Source organism: Rathayibacter rubneri, from assembly GCF_023743255.1.
Classification (GTDB): Bacteria; Actinomycetota; Actinomycetes; order Actinomycetales; family Microbacteriaceae; genus Rathayibacter; species Rathayibacter rubneri.
This window is the reverse complement of sequence record NZ_JAMRYM010000014.1, coordinates 1-24,459: the sequence shown is the minus strand read 5'-3', so window position 1 is coordinate 24,459 and position 24,459 is coordinate 1. Positions and strand designations below refer to the sequence as shown.

Here is a 24,459-nt window from a genome sequence, read left to right as displayed (position 1 = left end):
GGGGGTCCTGTTCAGGAGGTCCAGGAGCTCAGCGGCGGGGCGGTCTCGACGCGGCGCTCGTCGTCGACGACGAGGATCCGGCTGCCGGTGCGGTCGTGCCCGCCGGCGCAGGCGACCGCGGTCATCACGAGTGCCGCGTGGTCGCGGGTGAGGTATCCGAGTGCGGCGCGGAGATCGACCGGGCGCCCGGTGGCCAGCGAGAGCGCGATGCGCGCGACGGCCTCCTCGGACAGGTCGAGCCGGTGCACGTGGCGCTCGAGGGCGCCGAAGTCGATGGACGGGTGCTCGCCGGCGCGGGTGCGCAGGACCCAGGGCCGCGCGGAGCCGGCGCACCCCGCTCGCGCGAGCAGCTCCTCCGCGAGGCGCACGGACGGTCCGGCGGGCAGGCGGCTCACGCCGACGCCTCCGGGGTCCGACGGCGGATCGCGCGGACCACGACGGGGACGATCGAGACGAGCAGGCAGAGGGCTCCCGCGACCGCCGGGGCGAGCCAGCCGAGCACGCTGACCCCCTCGACGTCGGGGCCGAGGTACTGCCACTCCGCGATGGCGTGGACGAAGAGGGAGAAGAAGCCGAGGGCCACTCCCGTGAGTCCGGCGACGAGGTCGGCGGGGCGCACGATGCCGCGACGCGGGAGGGCCGCGTCGGAGTCGTCCGGCGGGTCGTCGATCGTGATCGTGCTGACGAGTCCGGTGAGGCTGGGGTCGGGCATGGGATCGATCAGACCAGGGATGTGGGCACCGCGTCATCGTCCCGAAGCATGATGTCGCGTTCCGTGGGGCTGGTCCTCAGTGCGCGGCCGGGCGCGATCCGAGCGAGGACTGGAAGCGGAGGAGGTAGCCGTCGGGATCGGTGACGAGGACCTGCCTGACCCCCGACTCGCGTCCGCCCGCGCGGTACCAGCGCGTCTCGGGCTCGAGGAAGAGGGCGACCCCTGCTCGGCGGAGCGCCTCGGCGATCGCGTCGGCGTCGTCGACGCGGATCTGCAGGTTCGCGCCGCGGCCGAGGGGCCGCTTGAGCGGCGCGGTGATCCAGTCGCGACCGAGGCCGACGGTGTCGAGCATCACGTGCGCGCCGCCGCGCACGAGGTACGCGAAGCCCTCCTCCGGGCGGGAGTAGCGGAGGGCGAAGCCGCAGGGACCGCACCAGAACGCGAGACTGCGCTCGAGATCCTCGACGAGCAGCTCGGGCACCAGGTCGGGGTCGTCCGCACTCACGCTCTCATCGTGGCACCTCTGCCCGGAGCGGTTCGCGACGGCTGGGTAGGGTGCCGGGATGGACGCTCACGACCGCGACCCGCGCGATCCCCCGCCCGAGGAGCAGGACTTGTGGCCATTGAGGCAGGCGCCGCCCGCGTTCCCTCTCTCGGCGCTGCTGGTCGTCCCGGTCGGCATGGCGCTGCTCGGCGGTGTCGGGGTGCTCGCGCTCCTGCAGCTCGACTTCCTGCCGGTCCGGATCCTGATCGTCGCGGGCCCGCCCTACGCGGTCGTGGCGCTGCTGGTCGCGGCGGTCCTCCGGCTGCGCGTGCTCCGCCGGCCGATCGACGAGCAGGCCGACGACCTGTACGCCTCGGGAAGGAGTCCGGCTCAGCGCATCAGCTTCGCGGTGGCCGTCTGGCTGCTCGTCCTCTGGGTCGTGATCGCCGCGTGCTGGATCGCAGCCGCCGGCTCGCCGATCGCGCTGCTCGGCGGTCCGCTGGCCGCCGGTGCTCTGATCTCGATCGCGGCGAACGCCCGGCTGCTCTACTCGCCGCGGGTGGCCCTCGCCGAAGTCGAGGCGGTGCGCGCCCACGCGCCCGGCCGCGGGCCGATCCTCGCGAACTGGGTGCTGGCTCCGGTGTCGTGGTTCGCCTTCGCGATCCCCGCGGCGGTGCTGTCGGGCAACGGCGTGCTCGGGTTCTGAGTCGCGGCACCGCATCCGGGACCCTCCGCCCTCACGGTCAGGGCTCGGCCGGGCCGGTGGCGGCCGAGGTGCACCGACGGCGCAGCGCCGACCCTCTTGGGCCCGGAGCGATCAGCGCGCCTGCTCCGGCGCCTTCGTGCGTCCCGGGAGCAGCAGCAGACCCGAGACGCCGACCACGATCAGCAGGATCGCGACGACCGTCACGAAGGAGGCCAGCGCGAGCACCGGCATGATGATCGTCAGGATGCCGGCGATGACGGAGGCGATGCCCGCCGCGATCGGCAGCCAGGCCGGCCCCGAGACGGTGCGGCCGCTCGTGATGCTCGAGACGCCGTCGAGGATCCAGCCCAGGCCGATCACCAGTCCGAGGACGGTGAGCGACTCGAACGGGTTCGAGAGGCAGAGGATGCCGGCGACCAGGATGAGCGCGCCGAGCAGGCCCGCCACCCAGCGCACACGCGCCTCGAGACGGGACGCGGTGAAGGCGAGCAGCAGGCGGAACACGCCCGCCGCGATGAGGTGGATGCCGAAGACGATCGCGACGGTCAGGAGCGTCGGGCCCGGGATCAGCACGGCGATCACCCCGAGGGCGATCGCGATCAGCGAGACGCCGAGGATCCAGCTCCGCTCGACGGCGGTGCGGGACAGGGTGGGAGCGGCGTTCTCGGACATGGCGTTCCTTCGCGTCGGGGGCTGACCCCTCGAACGCTAGGGCACCCGGGGCGCGGCGCACACGGCCTTGCGCCCGCGCCCCGGGACTGTCAGAGGCGGATCCGGCGCAGCAGCTGCGCGTTGGCCGCGACGACGACGGTGCTCGCGCTCATCAGCAGGGCGCCGACCTCCATCGGCAGGACGAATCCCAGCGGAGCGAGCACGCCCGCCGCGAGCGGGACGGCGACCACGTTGTAGCCCGCGCCCCACGCGAGGTTCTGCCGCATCTTCGCGGCCGAGGCCTTCGAGAGGGCGAGGATGCGCGCCACCGCGCGCGGGTCGTCGGAGGCGAGCACCAGCCCGGCCGAGGCGATCGCCACGTCGGTGCCGGCGCCGATCGCGATGCCGACGTCGGCTCCGGCGAGCGCCGGGGCGTCGTTCACTCCGTCGCCGACCATCGCGACGCGACGGCCCTCGGACCTGAGCCGCGCGACGACGTCGCTCTTGCCTCCGGGGAGGACTCCGGCGATCACCTCGTCGATCCCGAGCTCCCGGGCGACGCGGCGGGCGACCGGCTCGGCGTCGCCGGTGACGAGCGCCACCCGGACACCCTCGCGCTGCAGCGCGGCGATCGCCTCCGCCGACTCCGGTCGCACGGCGTCCTCGAGCACGAGTGCGCCGACGATCGCGTCGTCGCGGAGCACGTGCAGGACGGTCGCGCCGCGCTCGGACGCCTCGGCGCTCTCGCGCAGCGGCTCGAGGCCGAGCTCGGCGAGAAGTGCCGGGCCGCCGACGGCCACGCGGTCGCCACGGACCATCGCCGCGACTCCGATGCCGCCCCGGGTCTCGAAGCCTGCGGCGCGCAGGTGCGGTTCCCCCGCCGCCCGGACGATCGCGACGGCCAGCGGATGCTCGCTCTCGTGCTCGACGGCGGCCGCCAGGGCGAGGGTCTCGGACCCGCCGAGGACCTCGACGACCTCCGGACGGCCGAGCGTGAGCGTGCCGGTCTTGTCGAAGAGCACGGTGTCGACGGAGCGCATGGCCTCGAGAGCGGCGCGGTCGGTGACGAGGATGCCGGCGCGGGCCGCCTTCTCGGTCGCGATCGACACCACGAGCGGGATCGCGAGGCCCAGGGCGTGCGGGCAGGCGATGACGAGCACGCTGATGACGCGGACGAGAGCGGTGTCGGGCATCCCGAGCGCGAGCCAGACGATCGCGGTGACGACCGCCGCTCCGAGGGCGAACCAGAACAGCAGCCCCGCGAACCGGTCGGCGAGGATCTGCGCGCGCGACGAGGACGACTGCGCCTCGGCGACCAGCCGGCGGATGCCCGCCAGCGCCGTGTCGTCGCCGACGGCGTCGACGCGCACCCGGAGCCGGGCGTCCGTCGCGACGCTGCCGGCGACGAGGCGGTCGCCCACCGTGCGCGCGACGCTCCGCGACTCCCCCGTCAGGACCGACTCGTCGACCTCGGCGGCGCCCTCGACGATCTCACCGTCGGCGGGGACGCGCGATCCTGGGCGCACCAGGACCACATCGCCCACCGTCAGCTCGTCCGGACGGACGCGCTCGACGCCGCCCGCCGTCTCGCGCTCGGCCTCGTCGGGCAGCAGCGCCGCGAGCGAGTCGAGGGCGCTGGACGCCTGGGCGAGCGAGCGCATCTCGATCCAGTGCCCCAGGAGCATGATCACGACGAGCAGCGCGAGCTCCCACCAGAAGTCGAGCTCGTGCGGCAGCAGGCCGGCGCTCGCGCCGAGCGAGGACAGGAAGGCGACCGAGATCGCGAGGGCGATGAGCAGCATCATGCCGGGGGCGCGCGAGCGGATCTCGTCGGCCGCCCCCGACAGGAACGGGCGTCCGCCGACCACGAAGAGCACGGTGCCGAGGACCGGCGGGACCCAGGCGATCCACGCGGCGTCCGGGAGCCGGTAGCCGACGAGGTCGGCGAACATCGGGCTCAGGAGGACCGTGGGCACCGCGAGGACCAGCATCGACCAGAACAGCCGTCGGAACATCGCGACGTGCGCGGCGTGATGGCCGGCGTGACCGCCTCCGTGGCCGCTGTGGCCGTCGTGACCGTGCTGGGCGAGCCCGTGCACCGCGTGATCGTGCGCGGCGTGATCGTCGTGCCCGTGCGCGCCGTGCCCGTGCGCTGCGTGATCGTCGCCGCGCTCCTCGCGGCCGTGCCCGATCCGGTCGGACCTGGTGTCGTGCGTCATGCGCCTCTCCTTCCGATACCCCCGGGGGGTATCAACAAGAGAGGCCGCCGACTATTCCCGGCAGTCGTGCGGGCAACGGGCGGGGCGAGCGGTGCCGCCCGCGGTCAGTGCCGTCGGCCCGTGCCCCGCGCGGCGCGGTGCCGCCGGATGCTCCGCACGATCAGGAGCAGCACCACCACTCCGACGGCGCCGTAGATGATCGCGTCGAGCACGCCCGCGTACCGGTCGACGAGCTCGTACTGCGTGCCGAGTGCGGCGCCGAGGCCGATCAGCAGGCCGTTCCAGACGCCGGAGCCCAGGATCGTGAGGCCCGAGAACAGCAGGAGGTTCATCCGCTCGGCGCCGGCCGGGAGCGAGATGAGGCTCCGGACGCCGGGGATCAGGCGGCCGAACAGCACCGCCCACGTGCCGTGGCGGCGGAACCAGCCGACCGCCTTCTCGAAGTCCTCGCGATCGACGAGCGGCAGCTTCGACAGCAGGCGGATGGAGCGCTCGGTGCCGATGCGGTGGCCGAGCCAGTAGAGGACGAGACCGCCGAGGTACGCGCCGAGAGTCGCGGTGATCACGACGAGCACCAGGTTCATCCGTCCCTGCTGGGCGAGGAAGCCCGCCAGCGGCAGCACGAGCTCGCTGGGGATCGGCGGGAACACCGTCTCGATCAGCGTCAGCAGGCCCCCCCCCGCCTCGCCGAGCGCGGCGATCACCCGCGCAGCGACGCCGACCAGCCCGGAGAGCTGGTCGATGCTGTCGGAGGAGGAGGCGGTGGCCACGGAGGCAGGGGCGAGGGCGAGGGTCGCGATCGTCATGACTGAGAAGCTACTCAGTGCCGGAGCGGTTCACCTGGGAATCCGGCGGCGCGGCCGGGCGCCCGCTTAGGGAGCGCCGGTGAGCACGACGGCGTCGGAGTCCTGCAGGCGCACCTCGACCGACGCGATGTCCGAGAGCGGGACGCCCGTCGCGAGCGTCGGATGCATCGAGCTGCCCGGGGTGCTCGTCCACGACCCGATCGGCTCGGCGCTCCCGGAGCGGTCGATCACGTACATGACGTAGCCGACGGAGCGGGCGGTGGGCGAGGACCCTTCGGCGCTCTCCCCCCAGCTGCAGTCCATGTCGATCCGGGTGCCCCAGTCCTCGGCGACGAACTGGACGGTCGCCTCGACCGGGACGCCGGGCTCGCTCGCGAGCGAGACGGTGTAGCCGGTGGTCTCGACCGGGGGCAGCGCGTCGCCGACGATCATCGGCAGGGCGATCGCCGCGGCGGCCGACACCCCCGCGGCCGCCAGCACGAGGCCGGCGATGCGCAGCCGGGTGCGGCGGCGGACGGAGTCGGTGGCGGCCGCCAGACGCGACAGGAGCGAGGGCGGCGCGGCCGGGGCCTCCTCCGGGGTCTCGAGCAGGCGCAGCGCCTCCTCGGCTCCGAGGTGCGAGAGGAGTCCCGGCAGCGGCACGAACTCGCCGAGCGCTTCGCGGCAGCCCGGGCAGCCGCGCAGGTGCAGCTCGTAGGCGCGGCGGTCGGCGCTCGACAGCGACCCGAGGAGGTAGGCGGCGTCCCAGTCGCGGAAGGCGTCGCCCTCGGCCCGGTCGTCGTGCGGTGCGGTGCTCACAGCTCCGTCACTCCCCTCTCCTGCAGAGCGAGCTTCAGTGCTCGCATGCCGTAGTGCATCCGCGACTTCACGGTGCCGGGCGCGATGCCCAGCAGGTCGGCGATCTCGGCCACGGACCGGCCGCCGTAGTAGGCGTGCACGATCACGGCGCGGTGGTCGTGGCTGATCCCGCTCAGCGCGTCGGAGAGCAGCCAGGCGTCGAGCACCTGGTCGGTGCGGTCGGCGGAGGGGCGCTCGGGCACCTCGTCGGTGCCGATCTCGCGGGCGTACCGGGCACTGCGGCGGTCGTCGATGACGAGGTTGCGGGCCACGGTGTAGAGCCAGGAGCGCGCGGCCGCTTCGCCCTGGGCGAGGATCTCGGGGTGCTTCCACGCGCGCAGCAGCGCCTCCTGCACCACGTCCTCCGCCATCTGGCGGTCGCCCGTGAGCCGGAGGACGAACCTCCACAGCGCCGCCGAGTGCTCGTCGTGCAGTGCACGCAGCAGCTCGGCCTGTTCCTCGGACATGCACCACCTCTGCTCACTCCAACGTAAGCACCCCCTGTCCGGTTCACCACCGGCGCGGGTTCGCATCACCGCCCGCACTCTGGTACTCCGGGTACGGTGACCTTCCCCGACGCCGCCGACGCGGCCCGCGTGCGCGTGTTCCTGCGCGAGAACCGCGAGCAGATCCTCGCCGACGTCCGCCACCTCGTGATGATCGAGAGCCCGAGCGATTCCCTCGAGGCACTGGGCGAGCTGCACGCCTACCTCGTGCACTGGGTCGGCGAGCGCCTCGGGCACGCCGCCGAGATCGAGCACCGGCGCGAGCAGGACGCTCCGGGCGCCTCGAGCTGGACCTTCGCGGGCAGCGCGCCCGGGCGGGGCCCGCGCGGCTCGCGCCCCTTCGTGGCTCTGCTCGGCCACTACGACACGGTCTGGCCGCTGGGTACGACGCGCTCCTGGCCGTTCTCGCTCGACGGTGACCGGCTGAGCGGACCGGGCACCTACGACATGAAGGTCGGGCTGGTGCAGATGGTGTGGGTCGTCGCGGCGCTGCGCCACGCACGACTCGCGCACCCGGCCCTCCGCCTCGTGATGAACGGCGACGAGGAGGTCGGCAGCCTCACCTCCCGCTCGTTCCTCGAGCACCAGAGCCGGGGGGCGGAGGCGGCGCTCGTCTTCGAGGGCGCGATCGGCGACGCGGTCAAGACGGCCCGCAAGGGCATCGGCAACTTCGTCGTCGACGTCGTCGGCGTCGAGGCGCACGCGGGAGTGGAGCCCGAGAAGGGCGCGAGCGCGATCCACGAGCTCGGCGTGCTGATCCCGCGGATCCTCGGCATCGCCCGGCCCGAGGCGGGGACCACCGTGAACATCGGCCTCGTCGGCGGCGGGAGCCGGGTCAACGTGACCACCGCGCGCGTGCGGCTGGAGCTCGAGGCGCGCATCCGGAACTCCGCCGAGGCGGCCAGGGTCGAGGCCGAGATGAACGCGCTGCAGGCCTCGGACCAGCGGATCCGGATCGAGGTCCGCGGATCGTGGCAGCGCCCGGTCTTCGAGCGGACCCCGGCGGTCGGCGCCCTCTACCGGCGTGCGGAGCGCGTCGCCCGCACCATGGACCTGCCGCTCACCGAGACCGCCGTGGGCGGCGCGAGCGACGGCAATCTGATCGCGGCCCTCGGCATCCCGGTGCTCGACGGCCTCGGCGCTCCCGGAGCGGGAGCGCATGCGCGCGGCGAGTCGGTGAGCGTCGAGGGGATCCTCGACCGCACCACGCTCGCCGCACTGCTCGTGGCGAGCTTCGCCGCGGAAGGGGACTGACCGTGCTGCACGAATCACGACCGGTCGGGATCGTCATCGACGCGCCCGCCGACGAGGTCTACTCGTTCATCGTCGACCCGTCGAACCTGCCGCTCTGGGCCGCGGGGCTCGCCGAGTCGCGGGTGGAGGAGGTGGACGGGCACTGGTTCGCCGACTCCCCGATGGGGCGGGTCGAGGTGGTCTTCGCTCCGACGAACCCCTTCGGCGTCGCCGACCACCGGGTGATCACGGCCGAGGGGCGCGTGTTCGACAATCCGCTCCGGGTGCTCGCGAACGGCGACGGGGCCGAGGTGGCCTTCACCGTCCGCCGGCAGGAGGGCATGACCCTGGAGCAGTGGGACGACGACTGCGGACGCATCGCCGCCGACCTCGAGACCCTGCGGGGGCTGCTCGAGCGCCCACGGGACTGAGCGGCCGCTAGATTCGTTGCAGCCCGGCGAGCGCCGGTCGCCCGCGCGAGAACGAGGGACGCCATGACCTCTCCCGACCAGACCCCCGTCCGCCCCGCCGGCGGCATCGAGCTCAACGGGCTCGACACGATCCGGGAGTCGGAGCGGCACGGCCGCCCCCGCGACCTGTTCTGGCCGTGGTTCGCGGCCAACGTCTCGGTGCTGGGCCTGAGCTACGGCTCATTCCTGCTCGGCTTCGGTCTCTCGTTCGCGCAGGCGACGGCGGTGGCGGTCATCGGCATCGTCGTGTCCTTCCTCTTCTGCGGCTTCGTCGCCGTCGCGGGCAAGCGCGGGTCGGCGCCGACCATGGTGCTGAGCCGGGCCGCCTTCGGCGTGAACGGAAACCGCCTCGTCTCGGTGATCTCGTGGCTGCTCACCGTGGGCTGGGAGACGGTCCTCGCCTCCCTCGCGGTGCTGGCCACCGCCACCGTCTTCGAGGAGTTCGGCTGGGACGGCGGCGTGCTGACGAAGGTCGTCGCGCTGATCGTCGTGGCGGCACTGATCGTGATCGCCGGCGTCGTCGGCTTCCGGCTGATCATGCGCCTCCAGCTGGCGATCACGATCGCCACCGGAGTGCTGACGGTCGTCTACGTCGCGCTCGTGCTCGACGACATCGATCTGGGGGCCGTCGCGAGCCTCCCCTCCGGATCGGCGGGAGCCGTGATCGGCGGTCTGGTCTTCATGATGACCGGCTTCGGGCTGGGCTGGGTGAACGCGGCGGCCGACTACTCCCGCTACCTCCCCCGGACGGCGGCCACCGGTGGCGTGATCGCCTGGACCACGATCGGCGGAGCGGTGGCGCCGGTCGTCCTGGTGGTCGTCGGGCTCCTCCTCGCCGGATCGTCGCAGGAGCTGTCCGACGCCATCGCGGCCGACCCGATCGGCGCGCTCGCCTCGATCCTGCCGACCTGGTTCCTCCTGCCGTTCATCGTCGTGGCCCTGCTCGGGCTCATCGGCGGCGCGGTGATGGACATCTACTCCTCGGGGCTCGCCCTGCTGAGCACCGGCCTCAAGGTCTCGCGGCCCGTCGCCGCCGGCATCGACGGCGTGCTGATGGTGCTCGGGGCGATCTACGTCGTCTTCCTCGCGGGCGACTTCCTCGGCCCGTTCCAGGCGTTCCTGATCACCCTCGGCGTGCCGATCGCGGCGTGGCTGGGCGTGTTCCTGGCCGACCTGCTCCTCCGCCGCCGCGACTACGACCAGGAGGCGCTCCACGACGCCCGCGGCCGCTACGGAAGCGTCTCGATCGCGCCGGTGGTGCTCGTCGTCGTCGGGTCCGTGATCGGCTGGGGCCTCGTGGTCAACACCACGCCCGGCTTCGGCTGGGAGGGCTACCTGCTCGGGCCGATCGGCGGTCGCGAGGGCGAGTGGGCCTACGCGAACCTGGGCGTCCTCGCCGCGCTCGTGATCGGGTTCGTCGGCGCCCTCGTCGCGTCCTCGGCGAGCGTGCGCCGCCAGGAGTCGCGCGCGTGAGCCTGCTCGTCGCGATCGATCTGCAGCACGTCTTCGCCGACGCCGACTCCCCCTGGGGCTCGGCGGAGTTCGAGCGGGCGGCCGCCGGGACCGCGCGGCTGATCCCGGCGTTCGGCCGGCAGGTGGTGACCACCCGCTTCGTGGCACCCGCCGAGCCGCAGGGCGCCTGGGTGCCGTACTACCGCGAGTGGCCCTTCGCCCTCGTGCCGGACGAGGACCCGCTCTACGCCCTGATGCCCGGTTTCGAGGGGCACCGCGTGCTCACCGCGACGACGTTCGGCAAGTGGGGGCCCGAGCTCGAGGCGCTGCTCGACGAGTCGCGCGAGATCGTGCTCACCGGGGTGTCGACCGACTGCTGCGTGCTGTCGACCGCGCTGGCGGCGGCCGACGCGGGGGTTCGGGTGCGGGTCGTCCAGGACGCCTGCGCGGGCGCCTCCGAGGCGGACCACCGGCGGGCGCTGGACGCGATGGCGCTCTACGCGCCCCTGATCGAGCTGACCAGCGTGGACGAGGTGCTCGCGCAGAACCGCTGAAGCGGGTCCGGTCCGTGCGACCGTGCACGAGGAACGGCATGATGGTCGGATGCCCAGCACGGACGGCCGCGAGACGGCAGCACCCCGGATCCTCGTCGTCGGCGAAGCGCTGATCGACATCGTCGAGCGCGACGGAGCGAGCAGCGAGCACGTCGGCGGCTCCCCCGCCAACGTCGCGCTGACCCTGGCGCGCCTCGGACGCGAGGCGACCCTCGTCACCGACATCGCCGACGACGAGCGCGGCCGTCGCATCGCCGAGCACCTCGGCGCCTCGGGAGTGTGCGTCGTGCACGGCGACGCCGCGCGCACCTCGACGGCCAGGGCGCGGATCCAGCCCGACGGCTCGGCCGAGTACGACTTCGACCTGTCGTGGAACCCGCCGGCGGCGGACCCGACCGCGTTCGGCCACGTGCACACCGGCTCGATCGCCGTCTACCTCGAGCCGGGCGGCTCCGCGGTGCTCGAGTTGCTCGAGGCGCTGCCGGCCGGCACGACCTCGAGCGTCGACGCGAACATCCGACCGGCACTCGTCGGAGGGCACGCCGAGGCGCTCGCGCGCTTCGAGCGCGTCGCGGCGGCGTGCGAGATCGTCAAGCTCAGCGACGAGGACGCGGAGTGGCTCTACCCCACCGTCCAGCTCGACGAGGTGCTGACCCGGATCCTCGGGCTCGGCGCGCAGCTCGCCGTGATCACCCGGGGCGGCGAGGGCCTGCTGCTCGCGTCGCCCGCGCGGATCGTCGTGGCCGACACCATCGGAGCGGGCGACTCGGCGATGGGTGCGATCCTCGACGAGGCGTTCCGCCAGGGGCTCGGCGCGCCGAACGGGATGCTGCTCGACGAGCCGTCGCTGCGGGCCGTCGGACGCTGGGCCGCCCGGGTCGCGGGCATCACGACCTCGCGCGCGGGCGCGAACCCGCCGACGCGCGCCGAGGCGTCGCTCCCGGAGTAGGCGCACCCGGATCGGGCGACCCGGATCAGGCGCTGCCGGATCAGGCGCGCCCGGATCTGGCGCTCTCCGGCGAGGCCGTGTCGGCGATCGTCACGGGCTCGTCACGCGCGGGGACTTCCGCTCGGCCTCCCGGTCGTCCGAGACTCGAGCATGGGAACAGCACCGAGCTCCACCGCCACGGTCGTCCTGCTCGTCGGTCCCGGGACCGACGGCCTGCTGCGCGACCTCGACGCACTGCCCAACGTGGACGCCCGACCGGGCACCGGCCCGGGCACGCACCCGTCCGCCTCCACCTATCTGCTGCACGACGCGGATCCCCTGGAGCACGTGGCGAACGCCTGGATCGAGTTCTTCGAGGACCGTGCGACGCACGGCGCGCTCGACGTCGAGATCGAGACCGCGCTCGGCGTCTTCCGCCGCGGCGAGGCGTCGCTGCCCGACTACTACGTGGTGCTGGAGCCGGAGTCGGCGCCGGTGAACTGGAAGCACTGGTGGCTGGGGGTGCTCCCCCACGCGGCGCCCGCGCGGGTGCTGCCGAGCGCCTCCGACGCCGGAGCCGTCCGCAGGCTCCTGGCCCGCCTGCCGCAGGGGCGGCCGTTCCCCGATCCCGCGTCGTGGCTCCCCGACGTGCGCTTCAGCGTCCCGGACCGCATCGGGCTGGTGTGAGCGGGCCGTTGCCCGCGCCCGCCTCCGGGTCGATACTGATCGCGATCGCAGTCCCCCGTCAGGAAGAAGGTTCGCCGTGCCCACGAGTCTCAGCCCCTACATCGGCTTCGCCGGCAATGCCCGCGAGGCGATGGAGTTCTACCGCTCGGTGTTCGGAGGCGAGCTCCAGGCGAGCACGTACGCCGACTTCCAGGCGAGCGAGGACCCCGCCGATCAGGACCGCCTCATGCACTCGCAGCTGACGCTGCCGAACGGGCTGCTGCTGATGGGGTCCGACAGCCCGAGTGCGATGCCGGCGGCCGAGGGCGCCCGGATCCAGATCGCGCTCTTCGGCGACGACGACGCCGAGCTCAGCGGCTGGTTCGCGGCGCTCGCCGAGGGCGGGGAGACCCCGATGCCGCTCACCGAGTCGCCCTGGGGCGACCGCTTCGGCATGCTCGTCGACCGGTACGGCGTCGAGTGGATGGTCAACATCTCGCCCGCATCCGACTGATCGTCCCGATCGGCCTCCGCACAGGCGCAGAATGGAGGGACCGCGCGGCGTCGGTCGCGAGCGGTCACCCTCCCTACTGACGAAGGCTGCAGATGACGATCACGCTCGGGTACAAGGCGTCGGCGGAGCAGTTCGGTGCACGGGAGCTCGTCGAGCTCGCCGTCGCGGCCGAGCGGCACGGATTCGAGAGCGCGGTGGTCTCGGACCACTTCCAGCCCTGGCGCCACACCGGCGGCCACGCCCCGTTCTCGCTCGCGTGGCTCGCCGCCGCCGGTGAGCGCACCTCGACCATCCGGCTCGGCACCTCCGTCATGACGCCGCACTACCGCTACAACCCTGCCGTGATCGCGCAGGCGTTCGGCACCCTCGGCGTCCTCTACCCGGACCGCATCATGCTCGGCGTCGGCACGGGCGAGGCGCTCAACGAGATCGCAACCGGCTACCAGGGCGCGGGCGAGCAGACCTGGCCCGACTTCAAGGAGCGCTTCGCCCGCCTGCGCGAGGCCGTGCGCCTGATGCGCGCGCTCTGGGCGGGCGACCGCGTCTCGTTCGACGGCGAGTACTACTCCACCCACGAGGCGTCGATCTACGACAAGCCCGAGAGCGGCGTGCCCGTCTACATCGCCGCGGGCGGCCCTGTCGTGGCGAAGTACGCCGGTCGCGCCGGCGACGGCTTCATCTGCACCTCGGGCAAGGGCATGGAGCTCTACACCGAGAAGCTGCTCCCCGCGGTCGAGGAGGGCGCCGCGGCCGGCGGACGCGACTCCTCGACGCTGGACCGGATGATCGAGATCAAGCTCTCGTACGACCCCGATCCCGCGCTCGCACTCGAGAACACGCGCTTCTGGGCGCCGCTGTCGCTCACTCCCGAGCAGAAGCACTCGCTGACCGACCCGGTCGACATGGAGCGGGCCGCCGACGAGCTGCCGATCGAGCAGGTGGCCAAGCGCTGGATCGTGGGCTCCGACCCCGACGAGACGGTGGCGCAGATCAAGCCCTACGTCGACGCGGGCTTCACCCATCTGGTCTTCCACGCCCCCGGCGACGACCAGCAGCGCTTCTTCGACGCGTTCGAGCGCGACCTCGCGCCGCGACTGCGCGCGCTCTGAGCACCGCACCGACCGCCGGCCCCGCGCCGACCGACCCCTCCGGAAGAGCCGCCACCCGCATGACCTCCCCCACGGCCACCGTCCTCGACCGCCTCGCGCACGGGGAGCCGATCACCCGGGCGAGCGCCGAGCTCCTGCTCGGAGCGCGCGGCGACGACCTCGAGCTGCTGCTCGCCGCGGCGGGCGCCCTCCGCGACGAGGGCCTCGCCCGCCGAGGTCGGCCGGACGTGATCACCTACTCGCGCAAGGTCTTCGTGCCGCTGACCAAGCTCTGCCGCGACCGCTGCCACTACTGCGTCTTCGTCGAGACCCCCGGGGGCCTCCTGGCCAAGCGCGAGTCGACGTTCATGGAGCCGGAGGAGATCCTCGAGGTGGCCCGCGCGGGAGCCGCGCTGGGCTGCAAGGAGGCCCTGTTCACCCTCGGCGACCGCCCGGAGGACCGCTGGCCCGTCGCCCGCGCCTGGCTCGCCGAGCACGGCTACTCCTCGACGCTCGAGTACGTGCGGGCGATGGCGGTGCTCGTGATGAGCGAGACCGGCATGGTCACGCACCTCAATCCCGGAGTGATGTCGTGGGCGGAGCTGCAGCGGCTGCGCCCGGTCGCGCCGTCCATGGGCATGATGCTCGAGACCACCGCGACGCGCCTCTGGTCCGAGAAGGGCGGAGTGCACTACGGCTCGCCCGACAAGGACCCGGCGCTGCGCCTGCGCGTGCTCGACGACGCCGGCCGCAGCCGCGTGCCGTTCACGACCGGCGTGCTCCTGGGCATCGGCGAGGACGACGCGGAGCGGGCGGACGCGCTGTTCGCCATCCGGGAGTCGCACGAGCGCTGGGGCCACGTGCAGGAGTGCATCGTGCAGAACTTCCGCGCGAAGCCGCGCACGGCGATGCAGAACGAGGTCGACCTCGAGCTGCAGGAGTACGTGGCGAACGTGGCCGTCGCGCGACTGGTCATGGGCGCCGACGTCACGATCCAGGCCCCGCCGAACCTCACCGACGAGCAGGAGCTCGGGCTGCTGATCCGAGCGGGGATCGACGACTGGGGCGGCGTGAGCCCGCTGACCGCGGACCACGTGAATCCGGAGCGGCCCTGGCCGAACATCGACGATCTCGCGCGGCTCACGGCGGCGGCCGGGTACCGGCTCCGCGAGCGCCTTACCGCGCACCCGCAGTACCTGCGCGACGCGGCGACGTGGATCGATCCGCGGGTCGCGCCCTACGTTCGGGCGCTCGCCGATCCGGAGTCGTGGCTCGCCGACGAGGCGGCCTCCGTGCTCCCCCGGCCGTACCGCGAGGAGCTCGAGGCGCCCGCCCGCCGGGTGCCGTCCGCCGCTCTCGCGCCCGTGCTCGAGCGGGCCGCGGCCGACCCGGCTGGCCTTGACGACTCCGACTACGAGGCGCTGCTGGCGGCGGACGGCGACGACCTCGAGGCGCTCGCCGCCCTGGCCGACGACGTCCGCCGCGGGGCGGTCGGCGACACCGTCTCGGTCGTCGCGAACATGAACGTCGACACCTCGCTCTGGCGCTCGGGGCTCGACGAGGACGCGCTGCGCGAGCTCGCCGACGAGGCCGTCTCGTTCGGCGCGACCGAGCTGTGCCTGCAGGGGGCGCTCGCACCGGGACTCCCCGGCGACGACCTCCTGCTCATCGCGCGCACTCTGCACGAGCGGCAGCCCTCACTGCACCTGCACGCGTTCCGGCCGGCCGAGATCCGCGACGCCGCCGCGCGGTCGGGCCGCACCGTGCCGCAGATGCTCGACGCGCTGCGGGAGGCGGGCGTCTCGAGCGTGCCGGGGACGGCCGCGCGGATCCTCGACGACGGCGTCCGCGCGATCCTGAGCCGGGGTACCGACCCGAGTGCCGCCGAGTGGACGCAGGCGGTCACGACCGCGCACCGCCACGGCCTGCGCTCCACCGCCACGATGGTCTACGGGCACGTCGAGACACCTCGGCAGCAGATCGCGCACCTGCGCGCGCTCGCCGCGATCCAGGACGAGACGGGCGGGTTCACCGAGTTCATCGCCATGCCGTTCGTGCCGGCGGAGGCGCCCGCCGAGGTCGTGGCCCTCACCCGCGGCGGGCCGACGCTGCGCGAGACGCGCGCGGTGCACGCCGTCGCCCGCCTCCTCCTGCACGGCCGCATCCACCACCTGCAGACGGCGTGGACGAAGCTCGGGCTGCACGCCTCGCAGGTGCTCCTGCGCGGCGGCGCGGACGATCTGGGCGGGCTGCTGCTCGACAGCGCCCTGCGACCGGAGTCGGGCGCCGAGGCGCACCGCTCGCTCGACGTCGCGACGGTCGACCGGCTGATGCGCGAGATCGGGCGCGAGTGGCGGCAGCGGACGACCGACTACGGCGTCGTCGACCCGTCTCGCGCCGTGCCGCGGACCGCCCCTGCGGCGTCGGGACCCGTTCGGGTGCGGCTCCCGCTGGCGCGACGCGCGTCATGACCCGCCGCGAGGCGTTCCTCGATCGGCAGGCCTCGCTCGTGACGGAGTCGCGGGTGCTCCTGGGCGACCGCCCGGTGCGCGTGTGGACGGCCGGCGACGGCCCGGTCGTCGTGCTGCTGACGGGGCCGGGACGCGGGGCGAGAGCCGACGGGGAGCTCCTGCTGCCGATGCTCGCACGGCGGCGGAGGGTCGCCGCGCTGGAGCTCCTGGACCTCGAGGACCCGTGGCGCGACGGGCCGCGCGCCGTCTCGGCCGTGCTCGATCTGCTCGGCGCCGACGAGGCCGTCGTGGTCGGCCACTCCCTCGGCGCTGCGGTCGCGATCGCGGCGGGCGCGGATCCGCGGGTGCGGGCCCTCGCTCTGATCGCCGGCTGGACGCGGCCGACGGAGCGGTTGATCGCCACCGCGCGGCTGTGGGAGTCGCTGGATGCGGCGGCGCGCGCGGACCTCTCGCGCCTGGTCGCGGTGCGCTCGCTCGCCGAGCTGGGCCCGGAGCGGACCCCTCCCTTCGGACCGGAGGCGGGAGCGCTGCTGGCGGCGGCGGCTCGCGCCGATGCCGGCGAGGCGGCCGCGGGGCTCGCGATCCCGGCCCTCGTCGTCGGCTGCACGGCCGACTCCGTCGTCGGGATCGAGGGCGCGCAGGCGCTGCTCGGGACGATCGACGACGCCCGCTGGGCGGAGATCGAGGCGGGCCACGCGGTGCTCGCCGAGCGCCCTGCCGAGCTGCTGGCCCTGCTCGAGCACTTCCTCGCCGATCCCTCGCGGGACGCGGCGGGCAGCGCGCTGCCTCGGATGAGCGTCTGATGGCCGTCGAGGTCGACGTCCTCGTCGTCGGCGCGGGCTTCGCCGGCATCGGAGCCGCGGCGCTGCTCACCCGCCGCGGCGGCGCCTCGTTCGCGGTGCTCGAGCGCGCCGACCGCGTCGGGGGCACCTGGCGCGACAACCACTACCCCAACGTCTCGTGCGACATCCCGTCGCACCTCTACTCCTACTCGTTCGCACCGGAGCCGGACTGGTCGGCGTTCTACGCCCCGGGCGCCGAGATCCAGGCCTACCTGGAGGGCGTGGTCGTGCGCGAGCGCCTCGAGCCGCACCTGCACCTGGGCACGGACGTGCTCGGGATGGAGTTCGACGAGGAGTCGGAGCGGTGGGACGTGCGGACGTCGCGCGGCGACTGGTCGGCCGCCGTGCTCGTGGTCTGCGCGGGGCGGCTGTCGGAGCCGCGTCTGCCGAGCGTCCCGGGGCTCTCCTCCTTCACGGGGTCCGCGTTCCACTCCGCGCGCTGGCGGCACGACGTCGACCTCGACGGAGCGCGCGTGGGCATCGTCGGGTCGGGTGCCTCCGCGGTGCAGATCGTGCCGCACCTCGCGGAGCGGGCGGCCGAGGTGGTGCTCTTCCAGCGGTCGGCGCCGTACGTGGTGCCGCGACGGAACCGCGAGTACCCTCCCGCCGAGCGGCGCTCGCTGGCCCGGGTGCCGGGCGCGGTGCAGCGCCTCCGGGAGGAGCTGTTCTGGCGCGCGGAGCTCGGCTTCGCCGGTCGGGTCGGGGTGCCGGCCGCGATCGACCGCCTCCGCGATGAGGCCCTCGGTCACCTCGCGGCGCAGGTCGCGGATCCGTCGCTCCGGGCCGTGCTGACACCCGACTACGAGATCGGCTGCAAGCGGGTGCTGCTCTCGGACGACTACTACCCGGCGCTGACGCGGGAGCACGTGCGCGTCGTGCCGGGTCCGCTGCGCCGCGTGGAGGGCTCGGCGGTGATCGGGGAGGACGCTCGCCCGCACGAGGTCGACGTCCTCGTGTTCGCGACCGGGTTCCACTCGACGAGGCCGCCCTTCGCGCGCCGGATCCGGGGACGCGGCGGCCGGCTGCTCGCCGAGCACTGGGCAGACGGGATGCAGGCCCACGCGTCGACGGCCGTGCACGGGTTCCCGAGCCTGTTCGTGGTCAACGGCCCCAACGCGAGTCTCGGCCACAACTCGGCCGTGCACATGATCGAGTCGCAGCTGGCCTACGTGCTCGCCGCCCTGGACCACCGCGACCGCTCGGGCGCCCGTGCGCTCGAGGTGACCGCGGAGGCCGAGGCCGCCTCCGTCGCCCGGATCGACGCGCTCAGCGCCGACACCGTCTGGACCAACGGCGGCTGCGAGAGCTGGTACGTCGACCCCGACTCGAAGCGGCTGACGCTGCTGTGGCCGGACTTCGCGTTCGCCTTCCGCGAGGAGCTCGGGCGCTTCGACCCGGCGGCGTACGCGGTCTGACCGGGTCGGTCGGCGGAGGGAACGTCTGCTGAGAGCGGTCGTCGCGCACGACGGCGGCTGAGCTCGCCTCCCCGCAGAGGTTCCGCAGGACCGACCCTCGCCCGTTCGCGCTCGACGCCGGCGCGTGAGGGAGGATCATGGACGCACCCGAGCCCTCCGCACGACAGGACCACGCCATGAAGGTCGAACCCGCCTCCTCCGTCGCCCCGCCGCCTCCGCCCGCGCTCGATCACGACCGCGCTCGCGATCTGCTCCGGGAGCGGTACGGGATCGAGGGAGCACTGCACGAGCTGGGGAGCAATCAGGACCGCAACGTGCTCGTCGAGGCCGACGGGCGCCGACTGCTGCTCAAAGTCGCCAACCCGGCGACTCCGCGCGCAGTGGTCGCGGCGCAGACGGAGGCGGTCGCGCGACTCGCCGACGAGCTGCCGGGGCTCCGACTTCCGCGCGCGCTCGCCGATCGGGAGGGCCGGGTGCTGCAGGAGCTGCGGCTCGGCGACGCGGACTGCACGGCGCGAGTGCTCGAGTTCGTACCGGGTCGCACGCTGTCCGGCTCCGGGTACCTCTCCCCCGCGGTCGTCCGCGCGATGGGAGAGCTCGCGGCGCGCCTCGACACCGCTCTCGAAGCGCATCCGCTCGACGGCCTCGAGGAGCCCGGACAGTGGGATCTGCGGCGCGGCGGAGAGGTCGTGAGCGCGCTGATCGGGCGCGTGCCGCGGCGAGCCGGCCGGCTCCTCCGCTCGGCGACCCGGGAGGCGCTGGCGGTCGTCGCTCCGCTCGCCGCGGCGCTGCCCGTGCAGCTCGTGCACGGTGATCTCACGGACGACAACGTGGTGGTCGGTGCGGGCGCGGTGCCCGACGGCGTCATCGACTTCGGCGACCTCGGCGCGGGATGGGCCGTCGGCGAGCTGGCGGTCACGCTCTCGTCGCTCCTGCACCACGCCGACGCCGACGCCGCCTCGGTGCTGCGGGCGGCGGTCGCCTACGACGCCGTCCGGCCGCTGTCGGACGCCGAGGCGGAGGCGCTCTGGCCGCTCGTCGTGCTGCGGGCGGCCGTGCTGGTGGTGAGCGCTCACGACGTCCTCGCGGGCGACCCGGGCAACGAGTACGCGCGCGAGAACCTCGAGCACGAGCAGCTGATCCTGGAGCGGGCGGCCGCGGCTCCCCTGCCCGTGCTGCAGGCGCTCGTGCGCCGCGCGCTCGGCCGCAGCGCCGCTCGGACGCCCGTCAGGACGACTGTGCCCGCGCTCGCCATCGAGGCCGCCGTGATCGACCTCTCACCCGAGAGCCCCGCGCTCGACGAGGGTCGCTGGCTCGACCCGGGCCTCGAGGAGGCCCTCGTCGCCGAGGCTCTGCAGCACGCGCCGGCCGCGGTGCTCCGCCACGGCGAGCGCCGCCTCACCCGCGCGCGGCCGCACTCGGCGCACGAGCCCGAGACCGTCGCCCTGCACGTCGAGCTCCACCTGGCCGAGCCCGCCGAGCTGGCCGCGCCCTGCGACGCGGAGGTGGTCGAGGGCGGCCCCGGCACGCTCGTCCTGCGCGGGGAGTCGGTGCTGCTCCGTCTCGAGGGGGTCGAGGACGCGCCGGCGGTCGGCACGGCTCTCACGGCGGGCGAGCGCCTCGGGCGCGTCGCCTCGACGGTCCGCGCGCAGGCCCTCCCCCGTGCGCTCGAGGAGGTCGAGCCGCCGCTCTTCGCGCGAGGGTCGTGGGCCGACGCCTGGCTCGACGTCGTGCTCGACCCCACTCCCCTGCTCCTGGGCCGCTCCCTGCCCGCGCCCGGCCCCGACGCCGCGGTCCTCCCCCGCCGGCTGGCGCACCTGGCCGACGTGCAGGAGCACTACTTCGAGGAGCCGCCGACGATGCTCCGCGGCTGGCGCGAGCACCTCGTGGACGACTCCGGACGCGTGCACCTCGACGTGCTCAACAACGTCACGTCGATCGGCCACGGGCACCCGCTGCTGGCCGAGCGCGTCGCGCGGCAGTGGCGGCTGCTCAACACGAACTCGCGCTTCTCGTACCCGGCGATCGGCGAGTTCGCCGAGCGGCTGGCGGGACTGCTGCCCGACGGGCTCGACACCGTGCTGCTCGTGAACAGCGGATCGGAGGCCGCGGATCTCGCGCTGCGCATCGGGCGCGCGTGGTCCGGTCGCGACGACGTGCTCGCCGTGCGCGAGGCGTACCACGGCTGGACGGCGCTCTCGGACGCCGTCTCGACCTCCGTCGCCGACAACCCCGACGCCCTCGGGACGCGCCCGCCCTGGGTGCACACCCTCGACGCCCCGAACAGCTACCGCGGCCTCCACCGCGGCGACGACGTCTTCCGCTACGCCGAGGAGGCGGTGGCGCGGATCCAGGCGCTCGCCGCCGAGGGCACGCCGCCCGGCGCGTTCATCGCCGAGGCCTACTACGGCAATGCGGGCGGCATCCCGCTGCCCGACGGCTACCTGGACGCGGTCTACGCGGCGGTCCGCGCGCACGGCGGCCTCTGCATCGCCGACGAGGTGCAGGTCGGCTACGGACGCCTCGGCGACTGGTTCTGGGGCTTCGAGCAGCAGGGCGTCGTGCCCGACGTCGTGGCCGTGGCCAAGGCGATGGGCGACGGGCACCCGCTCGGAGCCGTGATCACGACCCGGGAGATCGCCGAGCGATACCGCTCGCAGGGCTACTTCTTCTCCTCCGCCGGCGGCAGCCCCGTCAGCTCCGTCATCGGTCTGACCGTGCTCGACGTGATCGAGGGCGAGGGACTGCAGCAGAACGCCCGCACGGTCGGCGCGCACCTCCGCACGCGCCTCGAGGAGCTCGCCGAGCGGCATGCGCTGATCGGCGCCGTGCACGGCCACGGCCTCTACCTGGGCCTCGAGCTCGTGCGCGACCGGGAGACGCTCGAGCCGGCGACGGAGGAGACCCGCGCGATCTGCGAGCGCCTCCGCGAGCGCGGCGTGATCGTACAGCCGACCTCCGACCGCCAGTGCGTGCTGAAGATCAAGCCTCCGCTGTGCTTCACGATCGAGAGCGCCGACTTCTTCGCGGACCAGCTCGACGAGGTGCTGACGACCGGATGGTGACGGACGCGGAGCTCGAGCGCGCGCGGGTGCAGCGGCGCACCCTGATCGTCATCGTGCTCAGCCAGGTCCTCGGCGGGGCAGGGCTGGCCGCCGGAGCGACGGTGGGCGCGCTGCTCGCGCAGGAGCTGCTCGGCTCGGAGGGGTTCGTGGGCGTCCCGACGGCGCTCTTCACCCTCGGGTCGGCTCTCGCCGCGTTCCTCATGGGGCGCCTCACCCAGCACTCCGGACGGCGGCTCGGCCTCGGTCTGGGCTTCGCCGCGGGCGGCGTCGGGGCGATCGGAGTCGTCGTCGCGGCTGCGACGGACGGGATCGCGCTGCTCTGGGTGTCGCTCCTGGTCTACGGCGCCGGGAGCGCCGCGAACCTGCAGTCCCGCTACGCGGGCACCGACCTCGCCCTGCCCGAGCGTCGCGGCACCGCCATCAGCATCGCCCTCGTCTCGACCACCGCCGGCGCCGTCGCCGGGCCGAATCTCATCGAGCCCCTCGGCGGGCTCGCCCTCTCGCTCGGACTCCCCGCCCTCGCGGGTCCCTTCCTGCTGGCCGCGGCCGCCTACCTCGCGGCCGGATCGGCGCTGCTGGTGCTGCTCCGACCCGACCCCTTCCTCCTCGCGCGCCGACTGGACGCGGCTTCCGCCGCCCCCTCCGCTCCCCCCTCGACCGAACGCCTGCGCCTCTCGCCGACGGCGCTCGCGGGCGCGGTCGTGATGGTGCTGACGCAGATCGTGATGGTCGCGATCATGACCACCACCCCCGTGCACATGAGCGCGCACCGGCACGACCTCGGCGACGTCGGCCTCGTGATCGGCCTGCACATCGGAGCGATGTACCTCCCCTCGCTGGTGACGGGAGCGCTCGTCGACCGTGTCGGCCGGGCTCCCGTCGCCGCGGCGTCCGGAGTGCTGCTGCTGCTCGCCGGACTCGTCGCGGCCCTCGCCCCCGGCGAGTCCCTCGTCGGCACGATCGCCGCCCTCGTCCTCCTGGGGCTCGGCTGGAACCTCGGGCTGATCTCGGGCACGGCGCTCGTCGTCGCCGGGACCGTCGTGCAGGACCGCGCGCGCACCCAGGGCACGCTCGATGTGCTGATCGCGCTCGCCGGAGCCGGCGCCGGCGTGCTGTCGGGCGTCGTCGTCGCCGGACCGGGCTACGCCGCGCTCTCGCTCGGCGGCGGGGTGCTGGCGCTGCTGCTGCTCCCGGTGCTGGTGCGGCTGCGCCGATCGGAGGCGTGACACGAGCGGGCACCGAGGGCGCGGCCCTGACCGTCCTCCTCCTCGCAGCACCCGTCGCGAGCCGCCTGCCGCGCCCGTCAGACGAGCGCTTTCCGCATCCGGTGGTTCACGAGAGCCACTCCTCCGCGCACCGGATGCTGCCGCGCCACGACGGTGAAGCCGTGCCGCTCGAAGACGGGCTGCGCGGTCAGGCTCGCGTCGGTCCCGAGCTCGACCGCGCCCTGAGCGCGCGCGAGCGCCTCGACATGCGCCAGGAGCGCTGACGCGACACCCCGTCGACCGTGGTCCGGCGCGACGAACAGCATGTCGATCCAGCCCTCCGCGTCGACGTCCGAGAAGCCGACGACCTCGACGCCGTCGAGGGCGACCACGGTCGGCCGGGCCGCGCGCGCGGCGCCCCACCGGTCGAGGTCGCGGTCGTCGCGGCGGGCCCAGGCCTCGATCTGCTCGGACGAGTAGTCGGCGGAGGCGGTCCGGCTGACGGCGTCCAGGAACACCTGCAGCGTCGCGGCGGCGTCGGCGGAGCGGTAGGGGCGGATCGGGACCGGCATCCCTCCAGTATCGCGACGACCGTCCCACGCTCCCCGCGCCGGGGTCAAGCCCGTCGATTCCCGGGCAGCGCCTTCCTACCCTCGGAGCCATGAAGCACATCAGCTACGCCGACAAATCCCTCCTCGCGGGCGACGACGTCGTCGATCTGCTGCTGCACTACGCGGCCCGGCTCGCCGCCACCGGGTCCGCGGACGACGTGGACGTGCACGTCTTCAGCTCCGACGGCGACGAGACGGTCGCCACATTCGTGCTGGGCCCGGGCATGGGCATCATGGCCGAGGTCGCTCACTCGAGCATGGAGGCCCCGGACAACTCCGAGGCGATCACCTACCTGCGCGAGAAGCTCGAGCTGATCGACTCGCCGCCGCACGGCGAGCCGATGGATCCGGAGGACACCGCACTCGACTCCTTCTACTCGGAGCAGTTCGCGCCCGACCCGCGCGACGACTGACCGGTCAGGGCAGGATCGCCTCGACCTGCCGCCGCACGTCGACCAGGATCTCGTCGATGCTCGCGCCCGCGTTCGCGCCCAGGGACATCGAGAGCAGCAGGATCGCGCTCAGCACGTGGGCGAGGATCGCGGCGCGCTCCGCGTCGACCCGCCCCCCGCGCTGCAGGAGCGCGGCGACGGCCTCCTCGGTGCCCGCCACGATGCCCAGGGCCTCCGCGTGGCGGGGCTCCTCGGGGTCGCCGTAGACCATCTCGCGGAGGTAGGTGCGGCCGTTCTCGACCTGCGCCCGGTTGCACTCGACGATCGGTGCCGCGAGCGCCATCAGCGCGTCGACGGGATCCTCGAACCCCTGCGCCGCGGTGCGGCCCCGTTCGAGCGCCTCGACGTAGTTCGCGTTCTGCACCAGGAGCAGCAGCTCGCCCTTGGTCTTCGCGTAGAGGAACAGGGTGCCGGTGCCGATGTCGGCGCGATCGGCGATCTGCTGGGTCGTGACCTCGTCGACGCCGTGCTCGGCGAACAGCTCGCTCGCGGCAGCGGTGATGCGCTCGAGCTTCTCGAGCTTGTTGCGCTCGCGGCGGCCGACGGGGGCGGGATGCACGGGGGCTCCTGGG

The 24,459-nt window shown here is 73.9% G+C and carries 25 protein-coding genes; 15 read left to right on the top strand and 10 right to left on the bottom strand.

The annotated features are described in order from the left end of the window. Positions 1 to 11 precede the first annotated feature (11 nt). The 3 genes from NB037_RS05655 to NB037_RS05645 form a co-directional block, all read right to left on the bottom strand. The gene (locus tag NB037_RS05655; protein ID WP_251944323.1) at positions 12 to 395 is read right to left on the bottom strand and encodes a hypothetical protein; all 384 of its coding nucleotides are present in this window, start codon (positions 393 to 395) and stop codon (positions 12 to 14) included. Further along, positions 392 to 712: a hypothetical protein gene (locus NB037_RS05650; RefSeq protein ID WP_251944322.1), complete on the bottom strand. Its 321-nt coding sequence runs from the start codon at positions 710 to 712 to the stop codon at positions 392 to 394. The genes NB037_RS05655 and NB037_RS05650 overlap by 4 nt, the downstream gene beginning before the upstream one ends. A gap of 76 nt (positions 713 to 788) precedes the next feature. Then, complete coding sequence (locus NB037_RS05645; protein ID WP_251944321.1) at positions 789 to 1,217, bottom strand: bleomycin resistance protein; 429 nt, start codon at positions 1,215 to 1,217, stop codon at positions 789 to 791. Between the two features lie 58 nt (positions 1,218 to 1,275). Here NB037_RS05645 and NB037_RS05640 point away from each other — a divergent pair, with 58 nt between their 5' ends. Next, complete coding sequence (locus tag NB037_RS05640; protein WP_251944320.1) at positions 1,276 to 1,902, top strand: hypothetical protein; 627 nt, start codon at positions 1,276 to 1,278, stop codon at positions 1,900 to 1,902. A gap of 111 nt (positions 1,903 to 2,013) precedes the next feature. Here NB037_RS05640 and NB037_RS05635 read toward each other — a convergent pair whose 3' ends face one another. The 5 genes from NB037_RS05635 to NB037_RS05615 form a co-directional block, all read right to left on the bottom strand. Beyond that, on the bottom strand, positions 2,014 to 2,574 hold the full coding sequence (locus tag NB037_RS05635) for an HdeD family acid-resistance protein (RefSeq protein ID WP_251944319.1): 561 nt from the start codon (positions 2,572 to 2,574) through the stop codon (positions 2,014 to 2,016). An 89-nt stretch (positions 2,575 to 2,663) separates the two neighbouring features. Further along, complete coding sequence (locus NB037_RS05630; protein WP_251944318.1) at positions 2,664 to 4,772, bottom strand: copper-translocating P-type ATPase; 2,109 nt, start codon at positions 4,770 to 4,772, stop codon at positions 2,664 to 2,666. A 104-nt stretch (positions 4,773 to 4,876) separates the two neighbouring features. Further along, a complete protein-coding gene (locus NB037_RS05625; protein WP_251944317.1) occupies positions 4,877 to 5,578 on the bottom strand; it encodes a DedA family protein in 702 nt (233 codons plus the stop codon). Between the two features lie 66 nt (positions 5,579 to 5,644). Next, entirely contained in the window at positions 5,645 to 6,376 is a 732-nt protein-coding gene (locus NB037_RS05620; RefSeq protein ID WP_251944316.1) for an anti-sigma factor family protein, read from the bottom strand. Beyond that, positions 6,373 to 6,882 (bottom strand): sigma-70 family RNA polymerase sigma factor, encoded by a 510-nt coding sequence (locus tag NB037_RS05615; RefSeq protein WP_251944315.1) that lies wholly within the window; start codon positions 6,880 to 6,882, stop codon positions 6,373 to 6,375. Before NB037_RS05615 ends, NB037_RS05620 begins: the two co-directional genes overlap by 4 nt. Before the next feature lie 96 nt (positions 6,883 to 6,978). On the opposite strand from NB037_RS05615, the gene NB037_RS05610 reads away from it, so the two are divergent. The 13 genes from NB037_RS05610 (at position 6,979) to NB037_RS05550 (ending at position 22,845) form a co-directional block, all read left to right on the top strand. Beyond that, the gene (locus NB037_RS05610) at positions 6,979 to 8,175 is read left to right on the top strand and encodes a M20/M25/M40 family metallo-hydrolase (protein WP_251944314.1); all 1,197 of its coding nucleotides are present in this window, start codon (positions 6,979 to 6,981) and stop codon (positions 8,173 to 8,175) included. Positions 8,176 to 8,177: 2 nt separating this feature from the next. Next, a complete protein-coding gene (locus tag NB037_RS05605) occupies positions 8,178 to 8,585 on the top strand; it encodes an SRPBCC family protein (RefSeq protein ID WP_251944313.1) in 408 nt (135 codons plus the stop codon). A 63-nt stretch (positions 8,586 to 8,648) separates the two neighbouring features. Beyond that, positions 8,649 to 10,097: a purine-cytosine permease family protein gene (locus NB037_RS05600; RefSeq protein WP_251944312.1), complete on the top strand. Its 1,449-nt coding sequence runs from the start codon at positions 8,649 to 8,651 to the stop codon at positions 10,095 to 10,097. Next, a complete protein-coding gene (locus NB037_RS05595) occupies positions 10,094 to 10,630 on the top strand; it encodes a cysteine hydrolase family protein (RefSeq protein WP_251944311.1) in 537 nt (178 codons plus the stop codon). The genes NB037_RS05600 and NB037_RS05595 overlap by 4 nt, the downstream gene beginning before the upstream one ends. Positions 10,631 to 10,679: 49 nt before the next feature. Next, complete coding sequence (locus NB037_RS05590; RefSeq protein WP_251944310.1) at positions 10,680 to 11,579, top strand: carbohydrate kinase family protein; 900 nt, start codon at positions 10,680 to 10,682, stop codon at positions 11,577 to 11,579. Positions 11,580 to 11,729: 150 nt separating this feature from the next. Continuing rightward, entirely contained in the window at positions 11,730 to 12,245 is a 516-nt protein-coding gene (locus NB037_RS05585) for a hypothetical protein (RefSeq protein WP_251944309.1), read from the top strand. Between the two features lie 76 nt (positions 12,246 to 12,321). After that, positions 12,322 to 12,738, top strand: coding sequence for a VOC family protein (locus tag NB037_RS05580; RefSeq protein ID WP_251944308.1), 417 nt, complete (start codon positions 12,322 to 12,324; stop codon positions 12,736 to 12,738). Positions 12,739 to 12,830: 92 nt separating this feature from the next. Next, entirely contained in the window at positions 12,831 to 13,847 is a 1,017-nt protein-coding gene (fgd, locus tag NB037_RS05575) for a glucose-6-phosphate dehydrogenase (coenzyme-F420) (RefSeq protein ID WP_251944307.1), read from the top strand. A 59-nt stretch (positions 13,848 to 13,906) separates the two neighbouring features. Further along, positions 13,907 to 16,297, top strand: coding sequence for a 7,8-didemethyl-8-hydroxy-5-deazariboflavin synthase CofG (gene cofG, locus NB037_RS05570; RefSeq protein ID WP_251944306.1), 2,391 nt, complete (start codon positions 13,907 to 13,909; stop codon positions 16,295 to 16,297). Beyond that, positions 16,294 to 17,100, top strand: a complete 807-nt coding sequence (locus NB037_RS05565) for an alpha/beta fold hydrolase (RefSeq protein ID WP_251944305.1) — start codon at positions 16,294 to 16,296, stop codon at positions 17,098 to 17,100. The genes cofG and NB037_RS05565 overlap by 4 nt, the downstream gene beginning before the upstream one ends. Beyond that, complete coding sequence (locus NB037_RS05560; RefSeq protein ID WP_251944304.1) at positions 17,100 to 18,554, top strand: flavin-containing monooxygenase; 1,455 nt, start codon at positions 17,100 to 17,102, stop codon at positions 18,552 to 18,554. The genes NB037_RS05565 and NB037_RS05560 overlap by 1 nt, the downstream gene beginning before the upstream one ends. 176 nt (positions 18,555 to 18,730) lie before the next feature. Continuing rightward, entirely contained in the window at positions 18,731 to 21,619 is a 2,889-nt protein-coding gene (locus NB037_RS05555; RefSeq protein ID WP_251944303.1) for an aminotransferase, read from the top strand. Next, positions 21,616 to 22,845, top strand: a complete 1,230-nt coding sequence (locus NB037_RS05550) for an MFS transporter (RefSeq protein WP_372490705.1) — start codon at positions 21,616 to 21,618, stop codon at positions 22,843 to 22,845. The genes NB037_RS05555 and NB037_RS05550 overlap by 4 nt, the downstream gene beginning before the upstream one ends. Before the next feature lie 77 nt (positions 22,846 to 22,922). Here the strand turns inward: NB037_RS05550 and NB037_RS05545 are convergent, their stop codons facing one another. Next, the gene (locus NB037_RS05545; protein ID WP_251944301.1) at positions 22,923 to 23,396 is read right to left on the bottom strand and encodes a GNAT family N-acetyltransferase; all 474 of its coding nucleotides are present in this window, start codon (positions 23,394 to 23,396) and stop codon (positions 22,923 to 22,925) included. Between the two features lie 89 nt (positions 23,397 to 23,485). On the opposite strand from NB037_RS05545, the gene NB037_RS05540 reads away from it, so the two are divergent. Beyond that, complete coding sequence (locus NB037_RS05540) at positions 23,486 to 23,848, top strand: hypothetical protein (protein WP_251944300.1); 363 nt, start codon at positions 23,486 to 23,488, stop codon at positions 23,846 to 23,848. Positions 23,849 to 23,852: 4 nt separating this feature from the next. Here the strand turns inward: NB037_RS05540 and NB037_RS05535 are convergent, their stop codons facing one another. Beyond that, a complete protein-coding gene (locus tag NB037_RS05535) occupies positions 23,853 to 24,446 on the bottom strand; it encodes a TetR/AcrR family transcriptional regulator (RefSeq protein WP_251944345.1) in 594 nt (197 codons plus the stop codon). Positions 24,447 to 24,459: the final 13 nt, after the last annotated feature.

Coding starts and splice junctions, on each gene's coding strand:
- NB037_RS05650 (WP_251944322.1), bottom strand. CDS start 712: ATGCCCGACCCCAGCCTCACCGGACTCGTCAGCACGATCACGATCGAC.
- NB037_RS05640 (WP_251944320.1), top strand. CDS start 1,276: ATGGACGCTCACGACCGCGACCCGCGCGATCCCCCGCCCGAGGAGCAG.
- NB037_RS05635 (WP_251944319.1), bottom strand. CDS start 2,574: ATGTCCGAGAACGCCGCTCCCACCCTGTCCCGCACCGCCGTCGAGCGG.
- NB037_RS05630 (WP_251944318.1), bottom strand. CDS start 4,772: ATGACGCACGACACCAGGTCCGACCGGATCGGGCACGGCCGCGAGGAG.
- NB037_RS05625 (WP_251944317.1), bottom strand. CDS start 5,578: ATGACGATCGCGACCCTCGCCCTCGCCCCTGCCTCCGTGGCCACCGCC.
- NB037_RS05615 (WP_251944315.1), bottom strand. CDS start 6,882: ATGTCCGAGGAACAGGCCGAGCTGCTGCGTGCACTGCACGACGAGCAC.
- NB037_RS05600 (WP_251944312.1), top strand. CDS start 8,649: ATGACCTCTCCCGACCAGACCCCCGTCCGCCCCGCCGGCGGCATCGAG.
- NB037_RS05590 (WP_251944310.1), top strand. CDS start 10,680: ATGCCCAGCACGGACGGCCGCGAGACGGCAGCACCCCGGATCCTCGTC.
- NB037_RS05585 (WP_251944309.1), top strand. CDS start 11,730: ATGGGAACAGCACCGAGCTCCACCGCCACGGTCGTCCTGCTCGTCGGT.
- fgd (WP_251944307.1), top strand. CDS start 12,831: ATGACGATCACGCTCGGGTACAAGGCGTCGGCGGAGCAGTTCGGTGCA.
- cofG (WP_251944306.1), top strand. CDS start 13,907: ATGACCTCCCCCACGGCCACCGTCCTCGACCGCCTCGCGCACGGGGAG.
- NB037_RS05565 (WP_251944305.1), top strand. CDS start 16,294: ATGACCCGCCGCGAGGCGTTCCTCGATCGGCAGGCCTCGCTCGTGACG.
- NB037_RS05560 (WP_251944304.1), top strand. CDS start 17,100: ATGGCCGTCGAGGTCGACGTCCTCGTCGTCGGCGCGGGCTTCGCCGGC.
- NB037_RS05555 (WP_251944303.1), top strand. CDS start 18,731: ATGAAGGTCGAACCCGCCTCCTCCGTCGCCCCGCCGCCTCCGCCCGCG.
- NB037_RS05545 (WP_251944301.1), bottom strand. CDS start 23,396: ATGCCGGTCCCGATCCGCCCCTACCGCTCCGCCGACGCCGCCGCGACG.
- NB037_RS05540 (WP_251944300.1), top strand. CDS start 23,486: ATGAAGCACATCAGCTACGCCGACAAATCCCTCCTCGCGGGCGACGAC.